The organism is Halarcobacter anaerophilus (assembly GCF_006459125.1).
GTDB lineage: Bacteria > Campylobacterota > Campylobacteria > Campylobacterales > Arcobacteraceae > Halarcobacter > Halarcobacter anaerophilus.
The window spans coordinates 1,414,659-1,434,901 of the sequence record NZ_CP041070.1 but is presented as its reverse complement, the minus strand read 5'-3'; the positions used below and the strand labels follow the sequence as shown (position 1 = coordinate 1,434,901).

The window sequence follows — 20,243 nt, the reverse complement described above, 5'->3', positions numbered from 1 at the left end:
AATATATATTCACCTATTAAAGGAGTTATTATGGAAAACTATTTTGATAAAGAATTTGAATTAAGATTTTTTGAAATGAATAAATTAGGTATAGCTTCAACTATTTCTATATTAACTCTACTTCAAGAGACTGCTGCTGAGCATTGTTATTATGCCGGGCATGACCTTTTTTCTTTAATGTCCGAAAATCTTGGATGGGTACTACTTTCAGGAGCAATGCAAATGGAACGTTATCCTCTTTATAAAGAAAAAATAATTATAAGAACATGGATATCAAAATATCATGCTATCAGAGGATTTAGAGAAAATATCATTTATGATGAAAACTATAATATAATAGGCAGAGCCAGAGGATTGTGGGTATATTATGATATAAAAAAAAGAAGACCTAAAAAGATAGATCCAGACTTCTTAAAAAAATGGTCATCTTGTGAAACAGTATCTCTTGAACATGATATAACGAATAAAATTGAACCTCTTAATTCTGTTGAATACAAAAAAGAGTTTAAAGTCAATATGTATGATACAGATACAAATAAACATGTTAACAATCTTAGATATCTACAATGGCTTATGGAATCTATACCTGATGAGATAGTAGATAATTATTACTTGTATTTTATTGATGGACGTTTTATTTCAGAGGCTCATTACGGGGATTTAATTTTGTCTCTAACAAAACAAGATGTAGATGAAAACTCTTTTATACATACTATTCAAATAAAAGGAAGCAATAAAGTCTGTGCAACGGGTAAAACAGTTTGGAAGAAAATAAAAAAATGTTAGACACCTTTTATTTTAAAAGTTTCTTTTTTGCTTTTGTCAATTTTTCTTCCCTTTTTTTTATATTTTTCAAATATTTTTTATTTTTAGCTTCATTTTCATAAATAGCTTTTAAAGAATCTAATTGATTGGTTAAATCCTGTATTTTCCCAAAATAATTTTGTATTTTTTTACATCTTCTTATTTTTTTATTTTCATTTTTTAGTTTAGAATCCTGAATAAACTGCAAAGCATAATGGGATTGTTTAAAAGCAATCCTGATTTTATGAAGTTGTTTGGAAGAAAAACTCGAATCAATGCTTTTAAATCTTTTTTGGCTTTCTTTATATTGTTTGTGAGCTGTTTTTATTAAACTTTTATTTGTATAAAAATATTCAAAATTCAAGATTTTTTGAATAATATTTAAAAGTTTGTTTTTAGATTTATTTCTAAATTCTTCACTGCAAATTTTATCATAAGCTTTATCTCTTTGAAGTTTTATTTTTGAGTAAAGATTTTGACTTTTCTTTTTATTTTCCAAAGAAATCAAGAAGATATCCAACTCTCTTTGAGTGTTTGTTTGCGTTACTATCTCTTTTAACTCTTGTTCTATAGTTTTTTCTTTTTTGAAAAAAAGCTTTATCAAAGACCTGCTTTTTCTAATAGAAACTCTAAATTCATGCAACACTTCTATATCAGAATTTTTATCTATTTTAGGCAAGGTATTTATGGCTTTGTTTAATTCTTTAATTATATAATCAGCTAAAACTTTTGTTTTCATAATCCAAAGTATATCAAAACAAAAAAGAAAAATCTATCTGAAAAATTGGTTTTTATAAATGTACTTTCATACTTTTTTATTGAAAAAAGTATGACAAAAAGCAACCAGACATGTTGTTGAAGGCAAAGCTTCCAGCTTCAACAAAGTTTATACTGTAAAGAGATGCAAATTTACTACGACACTAATTCCAATAAAATGGTACTAAAAAAATCAAATGTCCTTATACCCTGTCCCCACATTTCTTAAGTAGAATGTTTATTTATTGTTTCAGAAAAGTTTTGTAACTGTTTGAGCATAATAAATTATATTTTAAACTATTAATAGATTGTCTCTATTTATATTAATTTGCATCCAAAAGTGTGAATAGTTTCTATAATTTTATGATTAAATCTATTTCTTAGTCTATGAAGTAAGGTTCTAACTGCACTATCTGAAACACTTTTATCACTCCATATTATATTTTCAATTGTTTCAAAAGAAACAATTTCTCCTTTTGCATTAATCAATATCTTCAAAAGAAGTAATTCATTTTTTGAAAGTTTCATTTTCAAACCATTATAATAAACTTGATTTAAAACTTTATCATAAAAATATCCCTCTCTTAAATCAACATAATTATTCTTATCATGATTATTATCTGATTTTTCTTTTGCAATAAAAAGTGCAGATTTTAAGTCATTTCTATTAAAAGGTTTAATTAAATAGGCTTCGGGGAATATAATCGAAGCTTTTTTTAGCATAATATCATCACTATATGCAGATAAAAATATAATTGGAATATTTTTAATTTTCTTTATAATCTTTGCTATTTCAATTCCTGAAATCGAATTTTTTAGAATAATATCCATAATTATGATATCAGGAAAATCATTTTTGAAGGAAGATAAACATTCATCATAATTTTTTGCTAGAGAAGTTACTAAGTATCCTAATTTTTCGACATATTTTTTAATTTCTAAAGCAATTAATATTTCATCTTCTACTATTAGTATTTTCATAATTTACTCACAAATATAATGATTAAATATATAATTAAAACAATTATATATAATTTAAAAAGAAAGTATATGAATATTTTTTTTAAAATATAGTAAAAATGAAACATTATTGTAACAAAAAATATATAATATTATTAAATATTTTATTTTAGGTACAAAAAATGTTAAAACAATCATTTAATAGAGAAAAAACTAATTCTACCAAATATAGAAATTCTAAAGGTATAACTCCACTCTGTGTTGCAGATATGGACTTTTTAACTTCTAGTAGTTTAACTAACAAAATGATAAAAAGACTTAAAAAATCAACATTGGGTTATTCATATGTAGATTGTAATTTTTATAGTTCAATTCAGGAATGGATGAAACAAAATCACAATTGGAAGATTCAGAGAGAATATATTTTATTTTCTCAATCTGTTTTATCATCATTAAATTCTACAATCCAAATATTAACTGAAATAAATGATGATATATTAATATTATCTCCTGAATATCATGCATTTTATTATCTAATAGAAAGGAATCAGAGGAATGTTTTGGAATATTCTTTAGAAGAAGATAAAGGAGAATATCATATTGATTTTAAAAAATTAAAAAATTCTCTTACAAAAAAAACAAAGGCATTGTTATTCTCTTCTCCTCATAATCCAATTGGAAAAGTATGGACATATGAAGAATTGGAGAAATTAGGTAAATTTTGTTTACAAAATAACATTCTTATATTTTCAGATGAAATTCATTCTGACTTAGTATATTCACAAAATAAACATATCCCTATAGCAAGTATTTCTTCTGAAATTTCCAATATATGTCTAACATTCAATTCTCCAAGTAAATCTTTCAATTTGGTAGGTTTTGTTTTATCTTATATTATTAGTACTAATGAAATTCTTTTATCAAAAGTAAATAAACAATTAACCTTAAATTTATACAATAAAGTAAATGCAATTAATGATTTTATGCTTATTGAAGCATATAAAGAAAAGAAATGGCTACAAGATCTAAAATCATATTTATATAAAAATATAGTAATAACTGACAAGTTATTGAAAAAATACAATTCGAAAATTACATTTAAAATTCCAGAATCGACATATTTAATTTGGTTAGATTTTAGAGAAATCTCTCTCAACAATACTATTATCGAAGAAAAATTAATTAATAACTGCAAAGTTAGGCTATTAAACGGCAACGATTTTTCCTCTAAAGAGGGGAATGGCTTCTTTAGAATGAATATAGCTCTCCCTCGTAAAAAATTAATAAAAGTTTTAAAACAAATAGCAATTGAATTTAAATAAAAGGATAAAAATGACAACAAAAATGAATCAGCCTCTATCTTATGATTATCATGGAGACCTCCCATTAAATACTAGTTTTTCAGAGATAAATCCTCACGAAATAGATATTTATTTAGATTTGGATACTACCGTGGGAGCAGATACTTGTGGACAAAATTGCCAACACTGTTGGTTTGTAAATTATGATGTTGTAAATAACAAAACATTTACAAAAGATTTTGGGTTAGAAATATATAAATCTCTGAAGAAACAGAATTATAATGTATACCCTAGATATACAGATAGTTTCTCATATCATGGACAATTTATGAAAATATTTGGAAAGTCTAGAAATAGAAGTTTTAAAGAAAATGAAAATTTAGAAAATACAAAAACGATGGAAAAAGGTGAAGCTTGGACAAGTGGGAGACCACTACTTTCTGATAATTATGAAAGTTTATTGGATATTGCAAGTGAATATAATTACGGAACAATAGCTATAACTTTTCACGGAGTTTTAGATAAGAATTTAAATATTCAAAAGAAATACCCAATAAAAGGTGTCTTTTATGGTAGCGATGCTATAAGAGTAATAAATAGAATTAAATATTACAATAAAAAGAATACTAGTAAATTTAGGATTGCAATTGGTATAACTATTGGAAAACACAACAACTCGAAAGATAGTTTAATGAGATATATTGAGTTTTTTAATAAAATTGGAATTGACAGTTTAAGGTTTAATAATTTCTATGATCACGGGAATAATTATCCTAACCTTGTACTTGAGAAAAAAGAAATTGAAAGAATATATGATGATTTTTCTCATATTCATAAGAATATTGATTTGAAATTTCAATTAGGAATAAGTCAAGACTTTGGTACCCATAATGTTGAAGTAATGAATTATCCACCCAATATAGAGCATTGTAAAGCTGGATTACAACTTTTTGCGATAATTCCAAATGAGGAAATAATAGAGACAAAAAATGGTGATATAATAGGTACTGTCGTTGGCTGTGTAAACACATTTGAACCTAAACTGGGCTATCTCTATAGATGTGAAGAGAACAATAAATATAATTATAAAATAGATTTTGATAAACTTGCAATAAACAAACTTCAAGAAAAAAGAGTTAACAAAACTTTTGTTAATGGCTGTTTTTCTAAAGAACTTGAACAAGCAATTTCAAATAAAATATATTAAAAGGAAAATAATGAATACAAATTTATATTTAGCCTATTTATCTATATCTTTTTTTACCATTATTAGTCCAGGTGCTGCTATTTTATTAGCAATCAACAATGGGCTATATTATGATCTAAGAGCAGTCTTTTTATCTTCTCTTGCTAATATATTAGGATTATTTATTTTATCAGCTATAGCGATGATAGGAATTAGTTCCATTCTACTCATATCTGGCAATTTCTTAATTGTAATGAAAATTATAGGAGCATTTTATTTGATTTATTTAGGAATAAAACAAATTTTAAATAAAAAAACTAAATTTATTTTAGAAAATGATACGTTAAATAACTATTATAACAAATTTAATGTATTTAAAAAGGGCTTTCTTATTGCTATAACAAATCCTAAGCCTATACTTTTTTTTAGTGCTATTTTTCCATTATTCCTTGATAAACATAAGGATATAGAAACTCAATTTTTTATAATGACATTTAGTTTTATGACTATCTCCTTATGTTCTTTAATGACATATGGTTTTTTATCAAAAACTGCAAGAAAATGGTTTCTAAAAGAGGAAGCTTTAAAACTTTTTTATAGAATTTCAGGGGTGTTATTTGTATTAATGGGAATTGCATTACTTTTATTTTAACAACAGGAGAATAAATGAAAGATGATTATTTTAATGAAAAATCAAAAATATATGAGACAGACAATAAACGAGTTGACAATGTAAAAAATATTGCTGAAAGTATTTTAGAAAAAAGACTTCTAAAGAAAAGTGATACTATTCTTGATTTTGGTTCAGGTACAGGATTATTAACAGAGTATATTTCTAATCATGTTAATAAAATTATAGCAAATGATATATCAAATGCAATGAATCAAAAATTAAAAGAGAAAATTGATAATAATAAGTTTTCTTGTGAAATAGATATTCTTTCTGACAACATTACAAAAGAAAAACATCTTTTAGAATCTCTTGATGGAATTATTTCTTCAATGACAATTCATCATGTAAAAGATATTGAGCTATTATTCAATGAATTTTATGAAAGTTTAAAAAATGGTGGAATATTAGCTCTAGCTGATTTAGAAACAGAAGATGGAAGTTTCCATACAGAAGATACTGGTGTGTATCATTTTGGTTTTGATAAAAATATATTCTTAAAATATGCAGAAAACGCAGGATTTATAGATTTATCAATTAAAACAGTAAGCATTGCAGAAAAGCCATATGGTCAATATCAATATCCAATTTTTCTACTGATAGGGAAAAAACCATAATATATAATAGATTTTTAACCCAAAAAGGTTATTAGTGATTTGATTTTAATAATTATGGTATGTCTTATTCATAAAAGAAAGTCGATGGGAATAAAAACATACAATAAAAATTTATTTAAAACCTAAATATCTAAAAAATCAATTTTTCCAATAACATAACACAACATAATATATTTCATATTTGGATATTTTATTTTATATATTATTAAGACTAGCCTATTTAAAGCTTTAATTAATTTAATATCTTAACATTATAAATGTAATGATATTAGATGTTTTTATATATTATTTATATATAATGTATCATTAATAATTACTTATCTAACAATAAAGGGAAAACTCTAAATGGTACAAGAGCAATATTGGAAAGAAATTTACCAATTAAAAACACATATTAATTTTATTGAGCTACAGTTAGAGAAATCTGAAAACATTGATCGAGGCTTAAAGATTTTATTAGCAATTGCTTCAAGTTCAAGTATAGGAGCTTGGGTAATTTGGACTCATTTATCATGGCTATGGGCAGGAATAATTGCATCATCTCAAGTGGTATCTGCGATAAAGTCATATCTTCCTTATAAAAATAGAATTAAAGCTTATACTTCTCTTTTGCATGAATTAGAAGAATTGATGATACAAGCTGAATTTAAATGGCATGCCATTGCAGGTGGAAAATTAACTGCATCAGAAATTCATAAAGCTAGATTTGAGATTAGAGCTGCAAAACAAAAATCATTAAAAAAGAATATTTTTACTACAATACCTACAAATAGTTCAATGCATAAGAAGGCAGAAAAATCTGCTAATGAATATTTCAGCAATTTTTATCTTACAGAAGGAGACAAAGATGTCAAGTGATCAAAAAAAACCGTCGAGTGGAAGTCAACGTCCACAACCATTAGTAGAGGAAAGAGGTCTAAAACCAGCCACAAACCCTCCGAAAATGCCAAAAGTAAAACCACCAAAATCTGAAAAAGATAGCTAACAAATCAGTGGAGCCAATAAATTACTCTGCGGCAATTTATTGGCTCATTTTAAACGTTACCCATCTTCTAAAAGAGAAAATGGGTTCACTTATTTCAAAATAGTTTTAAAAACTATTTCTTCACAGCCTTCCCATTAGGCAAATCAGTTATACTCCCATGGAATATCTCCGCACACATTCCTACAGACTCATGTAATGTAGGGTGAGCGTGGATTGTTAATCCTATATCTTCCGCATCACAATCCATTTCAAGAGCTAGTGAGATTTCTCCTAGTAGTTCTCCTGCATTATCTCCTACGATTGCTCCACCTATTAGTTGATCTGTATCTTTATCAAAGATAAGTTTTGTCATACCTGCACCTGATACATCTGAGGCGATAGCACGTCCTGAAGCTGTCCATGGAAATGATGCTACTTCATAGTTGATTCCTGCTTCTTTTGCTTGAATTTCACTCATTCCAGCTGTTGCAATCTCAGGGAAAGTATAAGCTATTCCAGGGATTTGTTTTGGCTCAAAAAATACTTTATGCCCTGCTATAACTTCGGCTGCTACATGACCTTCATGTACTGCTTTATGTGCAAGCATCGGCTGTCCTACTATATCTCCGATTGCAAAGATATGAGGAACTGTTGTTCTCATTTGTTTATCAACTTTGATTAAACCTTTTTCATCAACTTCCACTTTTGTATTTTCAAGACCTATTTTGAGTCCGTTTGCACTTCTTCCCATAGCAACTAAAACTGCATCATAAGTTTTTGGTTCAGGGGCATTATCACCTTTAAACTCTACATAAATACCTTCTTCTTTAGGGATAATAGCCTGAGTTTGAGTTTTAAACATAAAGTTAAATCTCTGTTCATTTGCTTTTGTATATACTTTAACGATATCTTTATCCGTTCCAGTCATAACTTGAGGTCCTCTTATAACTACATCAACCTCAGAACCTAATTTTTGATAAACCGTACCCATTTCAAGTCCGATAATACCGCCGCCCATAATAAGCATTTTCTTAGGAACTTCTTTTACTTCTAAGGCATTTGTAGAATCCCAAATTCTAGGATCTTCATGCGGGATAAATGACATTTTAGAACTCTGAGATCCTGCTGCAATAATACAATTATCAAATTTAACTACTGTTTTTCCGTCATCTTTTGTATGATTAACGATAACAGAGTTTTCATCAATAAAACTTGCCGTACCTTGGATAACTTTTATATTTCTCATTTTAGCCATTGCCGAAAGTCCATCTGTAAGTCTTTTTACAACACCGCTTTTATATGCTGCAACTCCGGGTAAATCAATCTCAGGTTTAGTAAATTTAATACCTGCATGACTGATATGTTCAGCCTCTTCAATAACTTTTGCAACGTGTAAGAGAGCTTTTGATGGAATACATCCAACATTTAAACAAACACCGCCTAAAGTATCGTGTCTTTCAACTAAGACTGTATCCATACCTAAATCAGCACATCTAAAAGCAGCAGAATAACCGCCAGGTCCTGCTCCAATAACTAAAACATGACCTTTAACTTCACCTGCACCGCTTACCTCTTTTGAAGTAGGAGTAGGTTTTACGGGTGCTGCTTTTGTCTCTTCTGTTTTAGAAGAAGCAGCTGTAGTTTCCTCTTCAACTTCAACACGTGCTATTAAATCACCCGAATTTACTTTATCTCCCACTTTTACAAGAATCTCTTTTATAATTCCTCCGTGTGTTGTGGGTACATCCATAGATGCTTTTTCTGTTTCAAGGGTGATAAGTCCGTCTTCTTCTTCAACTTTGTCACCTACAGAAACCATAATATCAATCAAATCTACATCTTTGTCTGCGCCTAAATCAGGAATAACAATATCTACAATTTTTCCCATTCTAACTCCTTACATACTTAACAATCTAATATCACTTAGAAGTTTTGACAAGGTTGTTGTAAATCTTGCGCCGTCTGCTCCGTCAATAACTTTATGATCATAAGATAAAGATAAAGGCAGCATCAATTTAGGAACAAAATTCTCACCGTCCCATACAGGTTTCATTTCAGATTTAGATAGACCTAAAATAGCAACTTCAGGAGCATTTATAATAGGAGTAAATTTTGTTCCTCCGATTCCTCCAAGACTAGAGATTGTAAAACAAGCACCTTGCATATCTTGTGCTTTTAGTTTTCCTTCTCTTGCTTTAGTTGAAACCTCTTTTAGTTCAAGAGCCAGTTCTTTAAAACCTTTTTTATCTACATCTTTTATAACAGGGACTACAAGTCCGTTTGGTGTATCAACTGCTACAGCTATATGGAAATATTTTTTATAAACCAGACTTTGTCCGTCAGGAGTCAATGAACTGTTAAATTTAGGATGAAGTTCTAAAGCTTTTGCTACTGCTTTTAATACAAATACAAGAGGAGACAACTTATATCCTTGTGCTATTGCATTTTGAGCTTTTCTAAAAGTTTCAAGTTCAGTAATATCTGCTTCGTCAAATTGTGTTACATGAGGGATTGATACCCAGTTTCTATGAAGGTTTGGTCCTGAAATTTTTTGGATTCTGCTTAGTTCTACTGTTTGGATTTCACCAAATTGTGAGAAATCAATCTCTTTTAAAGCAGGTAAATCAAATCCAAGTCCCGCACCGCTTGCAGTTGAAGCTGGTTTGTTAAGCTGTTCTTTTACATAAGCTTTAACATCATCTTTTAAAATTCTTCCTTTTCTACCGCTTCCTTTTACAAAACCTAAATCAACACCAAACTCTCTTGCAACTTTTCTAACGCTTGGACTTGCATAAACTTTTGCCGCTTTTTGAGTTAATACATTTGTATTTGTACTAGATGCAGTTGCAACAGCTGATTGAATAGTTACAGGTTCTTCTTGTTTTACAGGTTCTTCAACTTTTGTCTCTTGAGGAGTCGGAACTTTATTATCCACGACTACGTTTTTCTTGATTTTTGCTATTAAATCACCCGTATTTGCTTTATCCCCTGCTTTAATCATAAGTTCAACAATTTCTCCGCCGACAGGTGCAGGAACATCCATAGAAGCTTTTTCTGTTTCAAGAGTAATAAGTCCGTCTTCAAACTCAACCGAGTCTCCTACATTTACCATTACATCAATAACATCAACATCTTTATCAGCTCCCAAATCAGGAATTACTACATCTTCTATAACAGTACAAATTGTTTGATCTTTTACAAAACTGCAAGATACGCTTGCACTGTCACTTACGGTTTCAATTGATTTTTCAACCTCTTTTAAATCAACTTCACCATTTGTCTCTTTAGGCTCTTCTGCTTTTGCCTCTTCATTTGAAGCTTCACCCTCTTCTTGTGCTTCGATTTTTGCAATAAGATCTCCTGAATTTACCTTCATTCCCTCTTTTACCAAAATCTCTTTTACAACACCTGCATGAGTTGTAGGTACATCCATAGATGCTTTTTCCGTTTCAAGTGTGATAAGTCCGTCTTCAACTTCTACTACATCACCTACATTTACCATAACGTCAATTAAATCAACATCCTTATCTGCTCCCAAATCAGGAATAAAAATATCGTAAATTTTACCCATCTTTTACTCCTTACGCTTTTAATGGATTGATTTTTTCAGGATCAATATTATATTTTTTCATCGCTTCATTTACAAGCTCTTTTTTAACTTTTCCTTTTTTATAAAGTTGAGCCAAAGTTGTAAATACGATAAAATCCGTATCAACTTCAAAGAAGCTTCTTAGATTTGATCTACTGTCACTTCTACCGAAACCGTCTGTTCCAAGAGATTTGAAACTTCCTTTTAAATACGGTGCAATTTGTTCAGAATATGATTTTATATAATCTGTTGCAGATACAATAACAGTATCTTCGTCACTATTTAATACTTCTTGCACATAAGGAACTTTTTCCTCTTCTTCAATATGAAGTAGATTATATCTTTCCGCATCTTGTGCTTCTCTTGTTAATTCATTATAAGAAGTAACAGAATAGATATCTGATTTGATTTCATATTCATCTGCCAAAATTTCAGCTGCTTTTATAACTTGTTGGAAAATAGAACCAGAACCTAGAAGTTTAACTTTATAATCATTTTTAGCCTCTTTTGTTTCTACTTTATAAATACCTTTTAAAATCCCCTCTTCTATACCTTCAGGCATTGCAGGTTGTTGATAGTTTTCATTTAAAGTTGTAATATAGAAAAATACATCTTCTTGATTCTCTCCATACATTCTTTCAATTCCGTTTTGAACGATAACAGCAACTTCATAACCGTAAGTCGGGTCATAAGAGACACAATTTGGAATAGTGTTTGACAAAATATGAGAGTGACCATCTTCATGTTGTAAACCTTCACCGTTTAGTGTTGTTCTACCTGAAGTTCCACCAACTAGGAAACCTCTTGCTTTTTGATCTCCTGCTGCCCAACACATATCACCTGTTCTTTGAAATCCAAACATTGAATAAAACACGTAAAAAGGAATCATAGGGCAGTTATTAACTGAATATGAAGTAGCAGCAGCTACCCAAGAACCCATAGCACCAAGCTCATTGATACCTTCTTGAAGAACTTGTCCTTTTTTATCCTCTTTATAATATGCAACTTGGTCTCTATCTTGAGGAATATATTTTTGCCCCTCATGAGAATAAATACCTATTTGTCTAAACATACCTTCCATACCGAATGTTCTTGCTTCATCAGGAACGATAGGAACTATTTTTTTACCTATGCTTTTATCTTTTACTAAAACATTTAAAACTCTTACAAAAGCCATTGTTGTAGAGATTTCTCTATCTTGACTTCCTTTTAATACGGCATCAAAGGCACTTAAAGCAGGAATTTCAAGTTTATCGCTGAATTTTGTTCTTCTTTGAGGTACAAATCCGCCAAGTTCTGCTCTTTTTTGTTTTAGATATTTCATCTCTTCTGAATCTTCTGCAGGTTTGTAATATGGGAATTTTTCCAAATCTTCATCTGAAATCGGTATATCAAATCTATCTCTAAATTGTCTAAGTGAAGCAATATCCACTTTTTTTACTTGGTGGGCGATATTTTTACCCTCCGCTGCTGCACCCATACCGTAACCTTTTACTGTTTTTGCCAAAATTACAGAAGGTCTTCCTTTTGTTTCATTTGCTTTTTTATATGCAGCATAAACTTTGATAGGATCGTGTCCACCTCTGTTTAATCTCCAAATATCATCATCACTCATATTTTCAACAAGTTTTGCCGTTTCTGGATGTTTGTTAAAGAAGTGCTCTCTTGTATAAGCTCCGCCTTTTTGTTTGAAGTTTTGATATTCTCCGTCAACTGTCTCTTCCATAAGTTGTAGAAGTTTTCCTGATTTATCTTTTTCTAGTAAAGCATCCCAGTGTCTTCCCCAGATTACTTTAATAACTTCCCAGCCAGCACCTCTAAATTCACCTTCAAGCTCTTGGATAATTTTTCCGTTACCTCTAACAGGTCCATCTAGTCTTTGTAAGTTACAGTTAATTACAAAAATAAGGTTATCCAAACCTTCACGTCCGGCTAATCCAATTGCACCTAAAGATTCAGGTTCATCACACTCTCCGTCACCCATATAACAATATACTTTTTGATCGGAACAATCTTTGATTCCTCTATCTGTTAGATATTTTAAAAATCTTGCTTGATAAATTGCTTGAATAGGTCCTAATCCCATTGATACAGTTGGGAACTGCCAATAATCAGGCATAAGTCTCGGATGTGGATATGAAGACAAACCGTTTGCAAAGGCTTCTTGTCTGAAATTATCCATTTGCTCTTGGCTTATTCTTCCTTCAACAAAACTTCTAGCATAAATACCGGGAGCTATATGTCCTTGAAAAAAGATCAAATCTCCGCCGTTTATCTCATTTGGAGCTTTAAAAAAGTGATTGAAAGCAACATCATAAAGAGTTGCAGAAGATTGAAAAGATGAAATATGACCACCTAGTTCAAGTTTCTTTTGAGAAGCTCTTTGAACCATAATTTGTGCATTCCATCTAACTATTGAACGAATTTTTCTCTCTAAAGAAAGATTACCTGGCATTTTAGGTTCTTGTTCAACCGGGATTGTATTAACATAAGCAGTTGTTGCAGAAAACGGCAAATATGTACCGTTTCTTCTTGCTTTATCAATTAATTTTTCCAAAATATAGTGAGCTCTTTGGCTTCCCTCTTCTTGAATAACAACTTCAAGTGCATCTAACCACTCTTGTGTTTCTTGAGGGTCGATGTCGTTTAAGTTTATCTCTGACATTTACACTTCCTTATAAAAGATTTTAATAAAATTCATATCATAAGATTTACAAAAGGAGTGAACATATGTTCATTATGTAAAAATTATGTACGATAAAATACCGTATTACCGAATTATGGTCATATGATACATTAAATATCTTAATAATTTTTTCTTTTAAAATATTAATTAGTTTTTATAAGTTTTAATCTATGAAAATCCAATTATAATGAAAAAAAGATGAAAATCTTTAAGTTATTTTTAACATATATATATTTAAAAAGTATAACATTTTTTAATAATTATAGGAGTCTAAAAAATTGATAAATCAAAAAAGTAAATTTAGAGTAATTCTATCAGACAAGAACTCTTCCAAAAAGAATATGGCAATTGATGAATCTTTACTTCTTTGTTATGAAAAAAATGATTTGCCCATATTAAGATTATATTTATGGGATAGTAACAGCGTAACTATAGGCATTTCTCAAAAAGTTGAAGAGTATGACTTTGAGAATATCGCAAAAAGGATTACAGGAGGAGGAGTTCTTTTTCATGGACAAGATATCTCTTACTCTTTAGTTATTCCAGTTGAGCTTTTAAGTGGATTTAATATAAAAGAATCTTATGAAAAGATATGTGAGTTCTTACTTAATTTTTATAAAAAATTAGGATTAAATGTTTGTTATGCAAAAGATAATGAAACTGTTAAATTATTTAAAAGTGAGTATTGCCAAGTAGGTTTTGAAGCCTACGACATTTTGATTGACGGTCAAAAAATCGGGGGAAATGCACAAAGAAGAACAAAAAAAGCAATTTTCCAACACGGTTCGATTCCAATAACAAGTGTAGAAAAAAGTAACACTTTTTCAGACAAAATCGGTATTTCATTGGAAGATATAGGAAAAGAAATTACATTTAATGAAGCAAAAGATTATCTGATTGAATCTTTCGAAAACAGTTTTAATGTAGAGTTGATTTTTTCTCAATTAACAAAAGAAGAAGAGACTCTTGTAAATAGATTATTAAAGGAAAAATATGAGTACAGCACTAAATGAAACAGAAAAAAAAGTAAATTTCAAAAAACCTCAATGGCTTAGAAAAAAACTTGTTCCAACCGCACAAAAAGAGATGGAAGCTCTACTTGGAGAACATAAATTATATACTATCTGCCAAGAAGCAAAATGTCCTAATATAAGTGAATGTTTTTCTAAAAAAAATGCAACTTTTTTGATTTTGGGAAATATCTGTACTAGAAGATGTACTTATTGTAATGTGCATACGGGAAAACCTACAGAAGTTGATTTAGCCGAAATTGAAGGAGTTACAACCTCTGTATTAAAACTAGGGCTTAAATTTGTAGTTATTACAAGTCCTGCAAGAGATGATTTAAAAGACGGCGGAGCTGAACAGTTTTATAGAGTTACAAAAAATATTTTAAAAAAATCTCCTGGAACTCAAGTTGAAATTTTAATACCTGATTTTAAAGCAAGAGAAGAGTCTTTAGAAAGAGTAGTACAAAGCGGTGCGGTAATTATCGGACACAATGTTGAAACAGTACCCTCTTTATATCATATTAGAAGAAATGCTTCATATGAAAGAAGTTTGCAAGTTCTAAAAAGATTAAAAGAGCTTGGAGGAGAAAAAGTAAAAACAAAATCTGCACTTATGGTAGGTCTTGGAGAAAAAGAAGAGGAAATGGTACAGGTATTTAAAGATTTGCTGGAAGTAGGATGCAAATTTTTAAGTATAGGGCAATATCTTGCACCTTCGGGAGATTATGAAAAGGTAAAAGAGTTTGTAAAACCTGAACAGTTTGAAAGATACAAAAAAATTGCCCTTGATATGGGATTTGAATTTGTACACTCTACTCCTTATGCAAGAAGTTCATATATGGCACATGAATATCTGGCAAATCAAAAATAAAAAAGACGGTCAGTCTTTTTTATAATAAATTAAAATTTTATATCTATTTATGATAAGCGTTAGAGAGTTTTAAAATCTCTTCGCCGTATTTATGAAGTTTTTCCTCATCAAGCCTTACGGATAGACCTGAAATGCCTACAGCTCCCACAAATTCATTTTTTTTGTTAAAGTACGGTGCGGCTATTGATTTAAGTCCGAATTCATGTTCTTCGTTTCCTATTGCATAACCTGTCTCTTTTATCTTCTCAATCTCTTTTTGAAGTTTTGTTATACTTGTAACCGTATTTGAAGTAAATTTTGTAAGTTTTAAAGAGTTTATATCAACTTGATTGCTAAAAGCTATTAAAATTTTACCGAAAGCATTTGAGTGCAAAGGAGAATGAAAACCTATAGAATCCCTTGTTTTAATAACTCTGTTTGATTTATCCACTTGGTTTAAATACAAAGTTGCATTATTATCCAAAATTCCTATATATGAAGCTTCATCCGTTAAATAGAAGATTTCATCCAATAAAGCACTTGTTTTTTCTACAATTTTTTCTCTATCATCTTTATAAACGATTTTTCTAAGAATATCACTTAAAATAATCTCTTTTGAATCGCCTTTATACTCTATAAAATCTTCATTCATAAGAGTGGTTACAAGTCTTGACATTGTACTTTTATCTATATTTAGTTTTTGACAAAGAACATTTGCCGTAATAGGTTTATTACAACTCATTATCTCTTTTAGTACTTGAAGTCCTTTGGTAAAGGATTTATTTTTACTTGGTTGCACTTTTTTCTATACTCTTTTATAATTTAGTTTCTATTATAGTAACATCTTTTATATAAAGAAATTTCAATCAAAAATCTAATCATGCGTTACTAAAAACTATATATGTGTAAAAAATAACCACAAATTTAAAAAGTTTTCTTTTATATATTAAAACTATCTCAAAATTTTTTCTCATAATGTGAAACTATCATATTCTCACTTTATAAAGTCTCCTAAATATGGTGTTTTTAAGACTTTATAAATTTAAACTTAATTTATAAATTAATAAATATATCTCTGTTTCGACTTATTTTTTCTATGGATAAATTGCTCCATCAGAACAGTTTATCTGAATAATTTAATAAAAAACAAAATAAAAAAAGAGGTAATTATTATGAATTCATCTTTTATAGATTTATCAAAATTAACCGCTAACGATGACTTAAAACCGGTACTTGGAGGTAAATGGCCAGGTATTCAGATTTATTATCCGCCAATTAAGTTTAACCCTTTGGACGGTACTTATGAAACTATGGAACAGGCAAAATACAGATTACAAAAACATGCCTATAAAACAAAAGCTCATACTGTGCTATTCGACCTTGAAGACGGTTGTAGAATGAAAGATATGAGTAGGAAACTTTTAATTGAAGAGTTACCTAAGTTTCCCGAAAGAGATTTTCAAATTGCAATTAGAATAAACCCTTTTAGAACACATGAATATGATGAAGATCTTAAAATGATTAAAAAAGTTCATAAATATATTGATGCAATAGTTTTAGCAAAAGCAGGAGAAGTTTACGGAGATGCCGAAATTAGAGATCTCTCTTCATGGTTAGTCTCTATTGGAAGTAATTTACAAATTCAACCGATTATTGAACATCCGAAATCTTTGCAAATTGCAGATAAGCTGATGAGTCACTCAACAGTACAGCATGTTGTATTCGGTATTCACGATTTTTCAAAAGCAATGGCTTATAAAATTACTGCCGAGGGTTGGATTGAAGAGTTAAAAACATTTTTTAATATGCTTACAATGCAAGCAAGAATCAAAGGGAAAGGTGTAATAGGAGGAGTTGAAGTTTTATTGACTCCAAATTCACTTCCTGACTCTTGTGTCGAAAAAAAAGAGATTAGAAGATGGCTGGACTTGCATGGAGACGATGCTTCAAGACATGTTTATGCTCATGCTCAGACAGAAACAGCAATGGGACTTACAGGAAAACAAGTAATTACTCCAAATCATATAAATATTTGTAAAGTTGCTTTTACTCCAAGTCCAAAAGAGATTGCAAAAGATGTATCTATTTTAAAAGCCGCAATTGAAGCAGATGCTCTTCTAAGCGGAGCAATAAGATATAACGGAGAGATGTTAGATCCTCCTATGTTCGGTAAATCTTTACAAAATATTTTAAGAGCTTATGCTCTAAACAGTTTAAAAGAAGAGGATAAATTATTTGCACTTGAAGTATTAAAAAGAATGCCTCTTCATACATTTAAAGAAAACTGGCCTTACGGTCAAATATAATAGGGAGTTTATATTATGAGTACAAATCTAAAAATTGAAGTACCTGAATTTTTAAATATAGGTGTTGCTTGTACCTCTTCACATTTAGGAACTTTAAAAGAAAATAATACGGCAATGATTATTGAAGATGACAAATTGGGAACTGATGAAATCACATATAAAGAGTTATCGGAAAAATCAGACCAAGTTTGTAACTTCCTTATCTCAATAGGTATTAAACCAAGAGATAGAGTATTAGTTTGTCTAAAAAACTCTCTTGCTTACCCTATTTCGTTTTTTGGAAGTATAAAAGCAGGAATCATTGCAGTTCCTACATCAACACTGTTAAGCGGTTCAGAAGTTAAATATCTAGCAGAAGATTCACAAGCAAGTGCAATTGTGATGTCTGCATCTATGTATGAAAACCTAGTTCCTTATTTAGAAAATGTTGATAACCTAAAAACAATTATAGTTGCAGGAACCAATAGCGTTGAAGATTATAAAAAACCAAAAGGGATTAATGTTTACGCATTAAACCAAATCTTAGAAGATACGGATAAAACTCCAAACCACTATAACTCAAAAGCGGGAGAACCTGCATATTTGGTTTATACATCGGGAACAACAGGTTATCCAAAAGGTGTTTTACATTCACACAGATCACTTGTGGGAAGAACTCCTGCTACACAATATTGGTTTAATTTTAAAGAGAATGACAGAATTATGCATTCGGGAAAATTTAACTGGACTTATGTATTAGGTTCTGCTCTTATGGATCCATTATTTAATGGACACACCGTAATTGCATATGAAGGAGCGAATAATGCTTCAACATGGATAGATCTGATTAAAAAACATAAATGTACTATATTTATAGGAGTTCCGACTATTTATAGACAGATTATTCAAAAAACAGATTTTACGATTGATGACTGCCCAAGTCTTAGATATTGTATGAGTGCGGGAGAACATCTATCTGATGAGATGATTGGATTATGGAGAGATAGATTCAAACAAGATATTTTTGAAGCTATTGGTATGAGTGAATGTTCTTATTATATTTCTCACTCAATTTATAATCCTATTAGACCGGGATCTGCCGGATTTGTTCAACCCGGACATATAGTAAAACTTCTAAATCCCGAAACACTTGAAGAAGTAGGAGTTGAAGAAGAGGGAATGATTTGTATAGGAGAAGATGATCCTGGATTGTTTATAGAGTATTGGCAGTTAGATGAAGAGACTGCAAAAGCTAAACATGACGGATATTTTTTTACGGGAGATTACGCAAAAAAAGATAAAGACGGATATATCTGGTTTATAGGAAGAAAAGATGATATTATCAATACTTTTGGATTTAGAGTATCTCCACACGAAATTGAAAGAGTTGTAAAAACTCATCCTTTAGTTGCAGATTGTGTTGCTTTTGGTCTTGAAATAGAAAAAGATAAAACTTTGGTTGCTATTGCTGTAATCGGACATAAAGAGTTAACAAAAGAGCAAGAAGAGGAAGTGCTGGCATATTCACAAAAGAATTTAGCTAAATACAAAGCTCCAAAACTTATCTATGCTCTTAAAGATTATCCAAGAACAAAAAACGGTAAAGTTTTAAGAAAACAGTTGGTTAAACAGCTGCATGAAGAGTACCATGCAAAAGAGACGGGAGAGGAAATTGTTGAGTATAAAGCTAGAAGATCAATGCTTTTTGTTCCTTCATATAATGAAAAGTATGCAAGAAAAGCAAAAACAGTTTTAGCTGATTCGGTAATTTTTGATTTAGAAGCTATTTTGGAAGACCAAAGAGAACCGGGTCGAAATATCGTAAAAAAAGTATTCAGTGAATTCAATGGAAACTTTGGAGAATCAGAGAGAGTTTTAAGAGTAAATAAACTTGGAACAGAAGATTTTAAAAAAGATATGGAACTAGCAAAAGAACTTGATATAGATGCGATTTTATTTGCTCTAATCGAGACTCCAGAACAAGTTTTGGAAGCAGAAAAAGCATTAATGGAAGTAAACCCGAATCTAACTATGATGGTTATGATAGAGACTCCTCTTGCTATTTTGAACTCTCCTGAAATTTGCAGGGTTAGTTCTAAACTTGAAGTAGTTGTTGTAGGTTCAAACAAACTTGCAAACAGACTTCAAATAGATATAAAAAGAGGTTCAAAAGCTATGTTTAATTACCTTGCCAGAATTGCACTATCTGCAAAAGCATACGGTAAAACGGTTATTGACGGACCACATTATGATGTTCATGATGAATTTGCGTGCGAAGATTCGACAAAAGATGCCTTTAACCTAGGATTTGACGGTAAAGCTTTAGTTCATCCCGTGCAAATTGAGTATATAAACGATATTTTTACTCCAAAACAAGCAGAAGTTTTAGAGTATGAAGAGATGATAAATAAGTATGAAGAGGCTGAAAAAGAGGGTAAAGAGGTAATTTTATATAAAGATAAACTTATTGATAAATGTAAAATCAAATGGGCTAAAAAGATGATTACCCTTTACGAAACATATAAAGCTTTAGGTCAAAACCTATTTGGTAAATAAGGAGAAAAC

Annotated in this window: 17 protein-coding genes; 11 read left to right on the top strand and 6 right to left on the bottom strand. The window is 30.0% G+C overall.

All coding sequences use genetic code 11. The annotated features are described in order from the left end of the window. Positions 1–30 precede the first annotated feature (30 nt). Entirely contained in the window at positions 31–786 is a 756-nt protein-coding gene (locus AANAER_RS06945) for an acyl-[acyl-carrier-protein] thioesterase (RefSeq protein ID WP_129081574.1), read from the top strand. Between the two features lie 7 nt (positions 787–793). Here AANAER_RS06945 and AANAER_RS06940 read toward each other — a convergent pair whose 3' ends face one another. Further along, positions 794–1,543 carry a CHAD domain-containing protein gene (locus AANAER_RS06940; RefSeq protein WP_129081573.1) on the bottom strand — a complete coding sequence of 250 codons (750 nt, stop codon included), beginning with the start codon at positions 1,541–1,543 and terminating at the stop codon, positions 794–796. Between the two features lie 335 nt (positions 1,544–1,878). Then, positions 1,879–2,541, bottom strand: coding sequence for a response regulator transcription factor (locus AANAER_RS06935; protein ID WP_129081572.1), 663 nt, complete (start codon positions 2,539–2,541; stop codon positions 1,879–1,881). 161 nt (positions 2,542–2,702) lie between these two features. Between AANAER_RS06935 and AANAER_RS06930 the strand changes: the two genes are divergently transcribed. From AANAER_RS06930 to AANAER_RS14980, 6 genes are all read left to right on the top strand, one after another. Continuing rightward, on the top strand, positions 2,703–3,842 hold the full coding sequence (locus AANAER_RS06930; RefSeq protein WP_129081571.1) for a MalY/PatB family protein: 1,140 nt from the start codon (positions 2,703–2,705) through the stop codon (positions 3,840–3,842). Positions 3,843–3,852: 10 nt separating this feature from the next. Next, entirely contained in the window at positions 3,853–5,028 is a 1,176-nt protein-coding gene (locus AANAER_RS06925) for a radical SAM protein (protein ID WP_129081570.1), read from the top strand. A gap of 10 nt (positions 5,029–5,038) precedes the next feature. After that, positions 5,039–5,659, top strand: a complete 621-nt coding sequence (locus tag AANAER_RS06920; RefSeq protein WP_164969330.1) for a LysE family translocator — start codon at positions 5,039–5,041, stop codon at positions 5,657–5,659. A 14-nt stretch (positions 5,660–5,673) separates the two neighbouring features. Then, entirely contained in the window at positions 5,674–6,294 is a 621-nt protein-coding gene (locus AANAER_RS06915; protein ID WP_129081568.1) for a class I SAM-dependent DNA methyltransferase, read from the top strand. A 345-nt stretch (positions 6,295–6,639) separates the two neighbouring features. After that, positions 6,640–7,152 (top strand): hypothetical protein, encoded by a 513-nt coding sequence (locus tag AANAER_RS06910; protein WP_129081567.1) that lies wholly within the window; start codon positions 6,640–6,642, stop codon positions 7,150–7,152. Further along, positions 7,142–7,279, top strand: a complete 138-nt coding sequence (locus AANAER_RS14980; protein ID WP_164969329.1) for a hypothetical protein — start codon at positions 7,142–7,144, stop codon at positions 7,277–7,279. The genes AANAER_RS06910 and AANAER_RS14980 overlap by 11 nt, the downstream gene beginning before the upstream one ends. A gap of 112 nt (positions 7,280–7,391) precedes the next feature. Here the strand turns inward: AANAER_RS14980 and lpdA are convergent, their stop codons facing one another. The 3 genes from lpdA to aceE are packed head-to-tail and all read right to left on the bottom strand — an operon-like array spanning position 7,392 to position 13,512. Further along, positions 7,392–9,146, bottom strand: coding sequence for a dihydrolipoyl dehydrogenase (gene lpdA / locus AANAER_RS06905; protein ID WP_129081566.1), 1,755 nt, complete (start codon positions 9,144–9,146; stop codon positions 7,392–7,394). A 9-nt stretch (positions 9,147–9,155) separates the two neighbouring features. Continuing rightward, positions 9,156–10,829, bottom strand: a complete 1,674-nt coding sequence (aceF, locus tag AANAER_RS06900) for a dihydrolipoyllysine-residue acetyltransferase (protein WP_129081565.1) — start codon at positions 10,827–10,829, stop codon at positions 9,156–9,158. A gap of 10 nt (positions 10,830–10,839) precedes the next feature. Then, entirely contained in the window at positions 10,840–13,512 is a 2,673-nt protein-coding gene (gene aceE, locus AANAER_RS06895; protein ID WP_129081564.1) for a pyruvate dehydrogenase (acetyl-transferring), homodimeric type, read from the bottom strand. Positions 13,513–13,811: 299 nt separating this feature from the next. Here aceE and AANAER_RS06890 point away from each other — a divergent pair, with 299 nt between their 5' ends. Beyond that, the gene (locus AANAER_RS06890; RefSeq protein ID WP_228711136.1) at positions 13,812–14,546 is read left to right on the top strand and encodes a lipoate--protein ligase family protein; all 735 of its coding nucleotides are present in this window, start codon (positions 13,812–13,814) and stop codon (positions 14,544–14,546) included. Beyond that, the gene (gene lipA, locus AANAER_RS06885) at positions 14,527–15,414 is read left to right on the top strand and encodes a lipoyl synthase (RefSeq protein WP_129081563.1); all 888 of its coding nucleotides are present in this window, start codon (positions 14,527–14,529) and stop codon (positions 15,412–15,414) included. Before AANAER_RS06890 ends, lipA begins: the two co-directional genes overlap by 20 nt. 43 nt (positions 15,415–15,457) lie before the next feature. On the opposite strand, the gene AANAER_RS06880 is transcribed toward lipA, so the two are convergent. Further along, positions 15,458–16,192: an IclR family transcriptional regulator gene (locus AANAER_RS06880; protein WP_052502506.1), complete on the bottom strand. Its 735-nt coding sequence runs from the start codon at positions 16,190–16,192 to the stop codon at positions 15,458–15,460. 373 nt (positions 16,193–16,565) lie between these two features. Here AANAER_RS06880 and AANAER_RS06875 point away from each other — a divergent pair, with 373 nt between their 5' ends. Beyond that, a complete protein-coding gene (locus AANAER_RS06875) occupies positions 16,566–17,699 on the top strand; it encodes an HpcH/HpaI aldolase/citrate lyase family protein (RefSeq protein WP_129081562.1) in 1,134 nt (377 codons plus the stop codon). Positions 17,700–17,714: 15 nt separating this feature from the next. Then, the gene (locus AANAER_RS06870) at positions 17,715–20,234 is read left to right on the top strand and encodes an aldolase/citrate lyase family protein (protein ID WP_129081561.1); all 2,520 of its coding nucleotides are present in this window, start codon (positions 17,715–17,717) and stop codon (positions 20,232–20,234) included. The last annotated feature ends 9 nt before the right edge of the window (positions 20,235–20,243 follow it).

Coding starts and splice junctions, on each gene's coding strand:
- AANAER_RS06940 (WP_129081573.1), bottom strand. CDS start 1,543: ATGAAAACAAAAGTTTTAGCTGATTATATAATTAAAGAATTAAACAAA.
- AANAER_RS06915 (WP_129081568.1), top strand. CDS start 5,674: ATGAAAGATGATTATTTTAATGAAAAATCAAAAATATATGAGACAGAC.
- AANAER_RS06935 (WP_129081572.1), bottom strand. CDS start 2,541: ATGAAAATACTAATAGTAGAAGATGAAATATTAATTGCTTTAGAAATT.
- AANAER_RS14980 (WP_164969329.1), top strand. CDS start 7,142: ATGTCAAGTGATCAAAAAAAACCGTCGAGTGGAAGTCAACGTCCACAA.
- AANAER_RS06930 (WP_129081571.1), top strand. CDS start 2,703: ATGTTAAAACAATCATTTAATAGAGAAAAAACTAATTCTACCAAATAT.
- AANAER_RS06925 (WP_129081570.1), top strand. CDS start 3,853: ATGACAACAAAAATGAATCAGCCTCTATCTTATGATTATCATGGAGAC.
- aceF (WP_129081565.1), bottom strand. CDS start 10,829: ATGGGTAAAATTTACGATATTTTTATTCCTGATTTGGGAGCAGATAAG.
- lpdA (WP_129081566.1), bottom strand. CDS start 9,146: ATGGGAAAAATTGTAGATATTGTTATTCCTGATTTAGGCGCAGACAAA.
- AANAER_RS06945 (WP_129081574.1), top strand. CDS start 31: ATGGAAAACTATTTTGATAAAGAATTTGAATTAAGATTTTTTGAAATG.
- AANAER_RS06870 (WP_129081561.1), top strand. CDS start 17,715: ATGAGTACAAATCTAAAAATTGAAGTACCTGAATTTTTAAATATAGGT.
- AANAER_RS06875 (WP_129081562.1), top strand. CDS start 16,566: ATGAATTCATCTTTTATAGATTTATCAAAATTAACCGCTAACGATGAC.
- lipA (WP_129081563.1), top strand. CDS start 14,527: ATGAGTACAGCACTAAATGAAACAGAAAAAAAAGTAAATTTCAAAAAA.
- AANAER_RS06920 (WP_164969330.1), top strand. CDS start 5,039: ATGAATACAAATTTATATTTAGCCTATTTATCTATATCTTTTTTTACC.
- aceE (WP_129081564.1), bottom strand. CDS start 13,512: ATGTCAGAGATAAACTTAAACGACATCGACCCTCAAGAAACACAAGAG.
- AANAER_RS06910 (WP_129081567.1), top strand. CDS start 6,640: ATGGTACAAGAGCAATATTGGAAAGAAATTTACCAATTAAAAACACAT.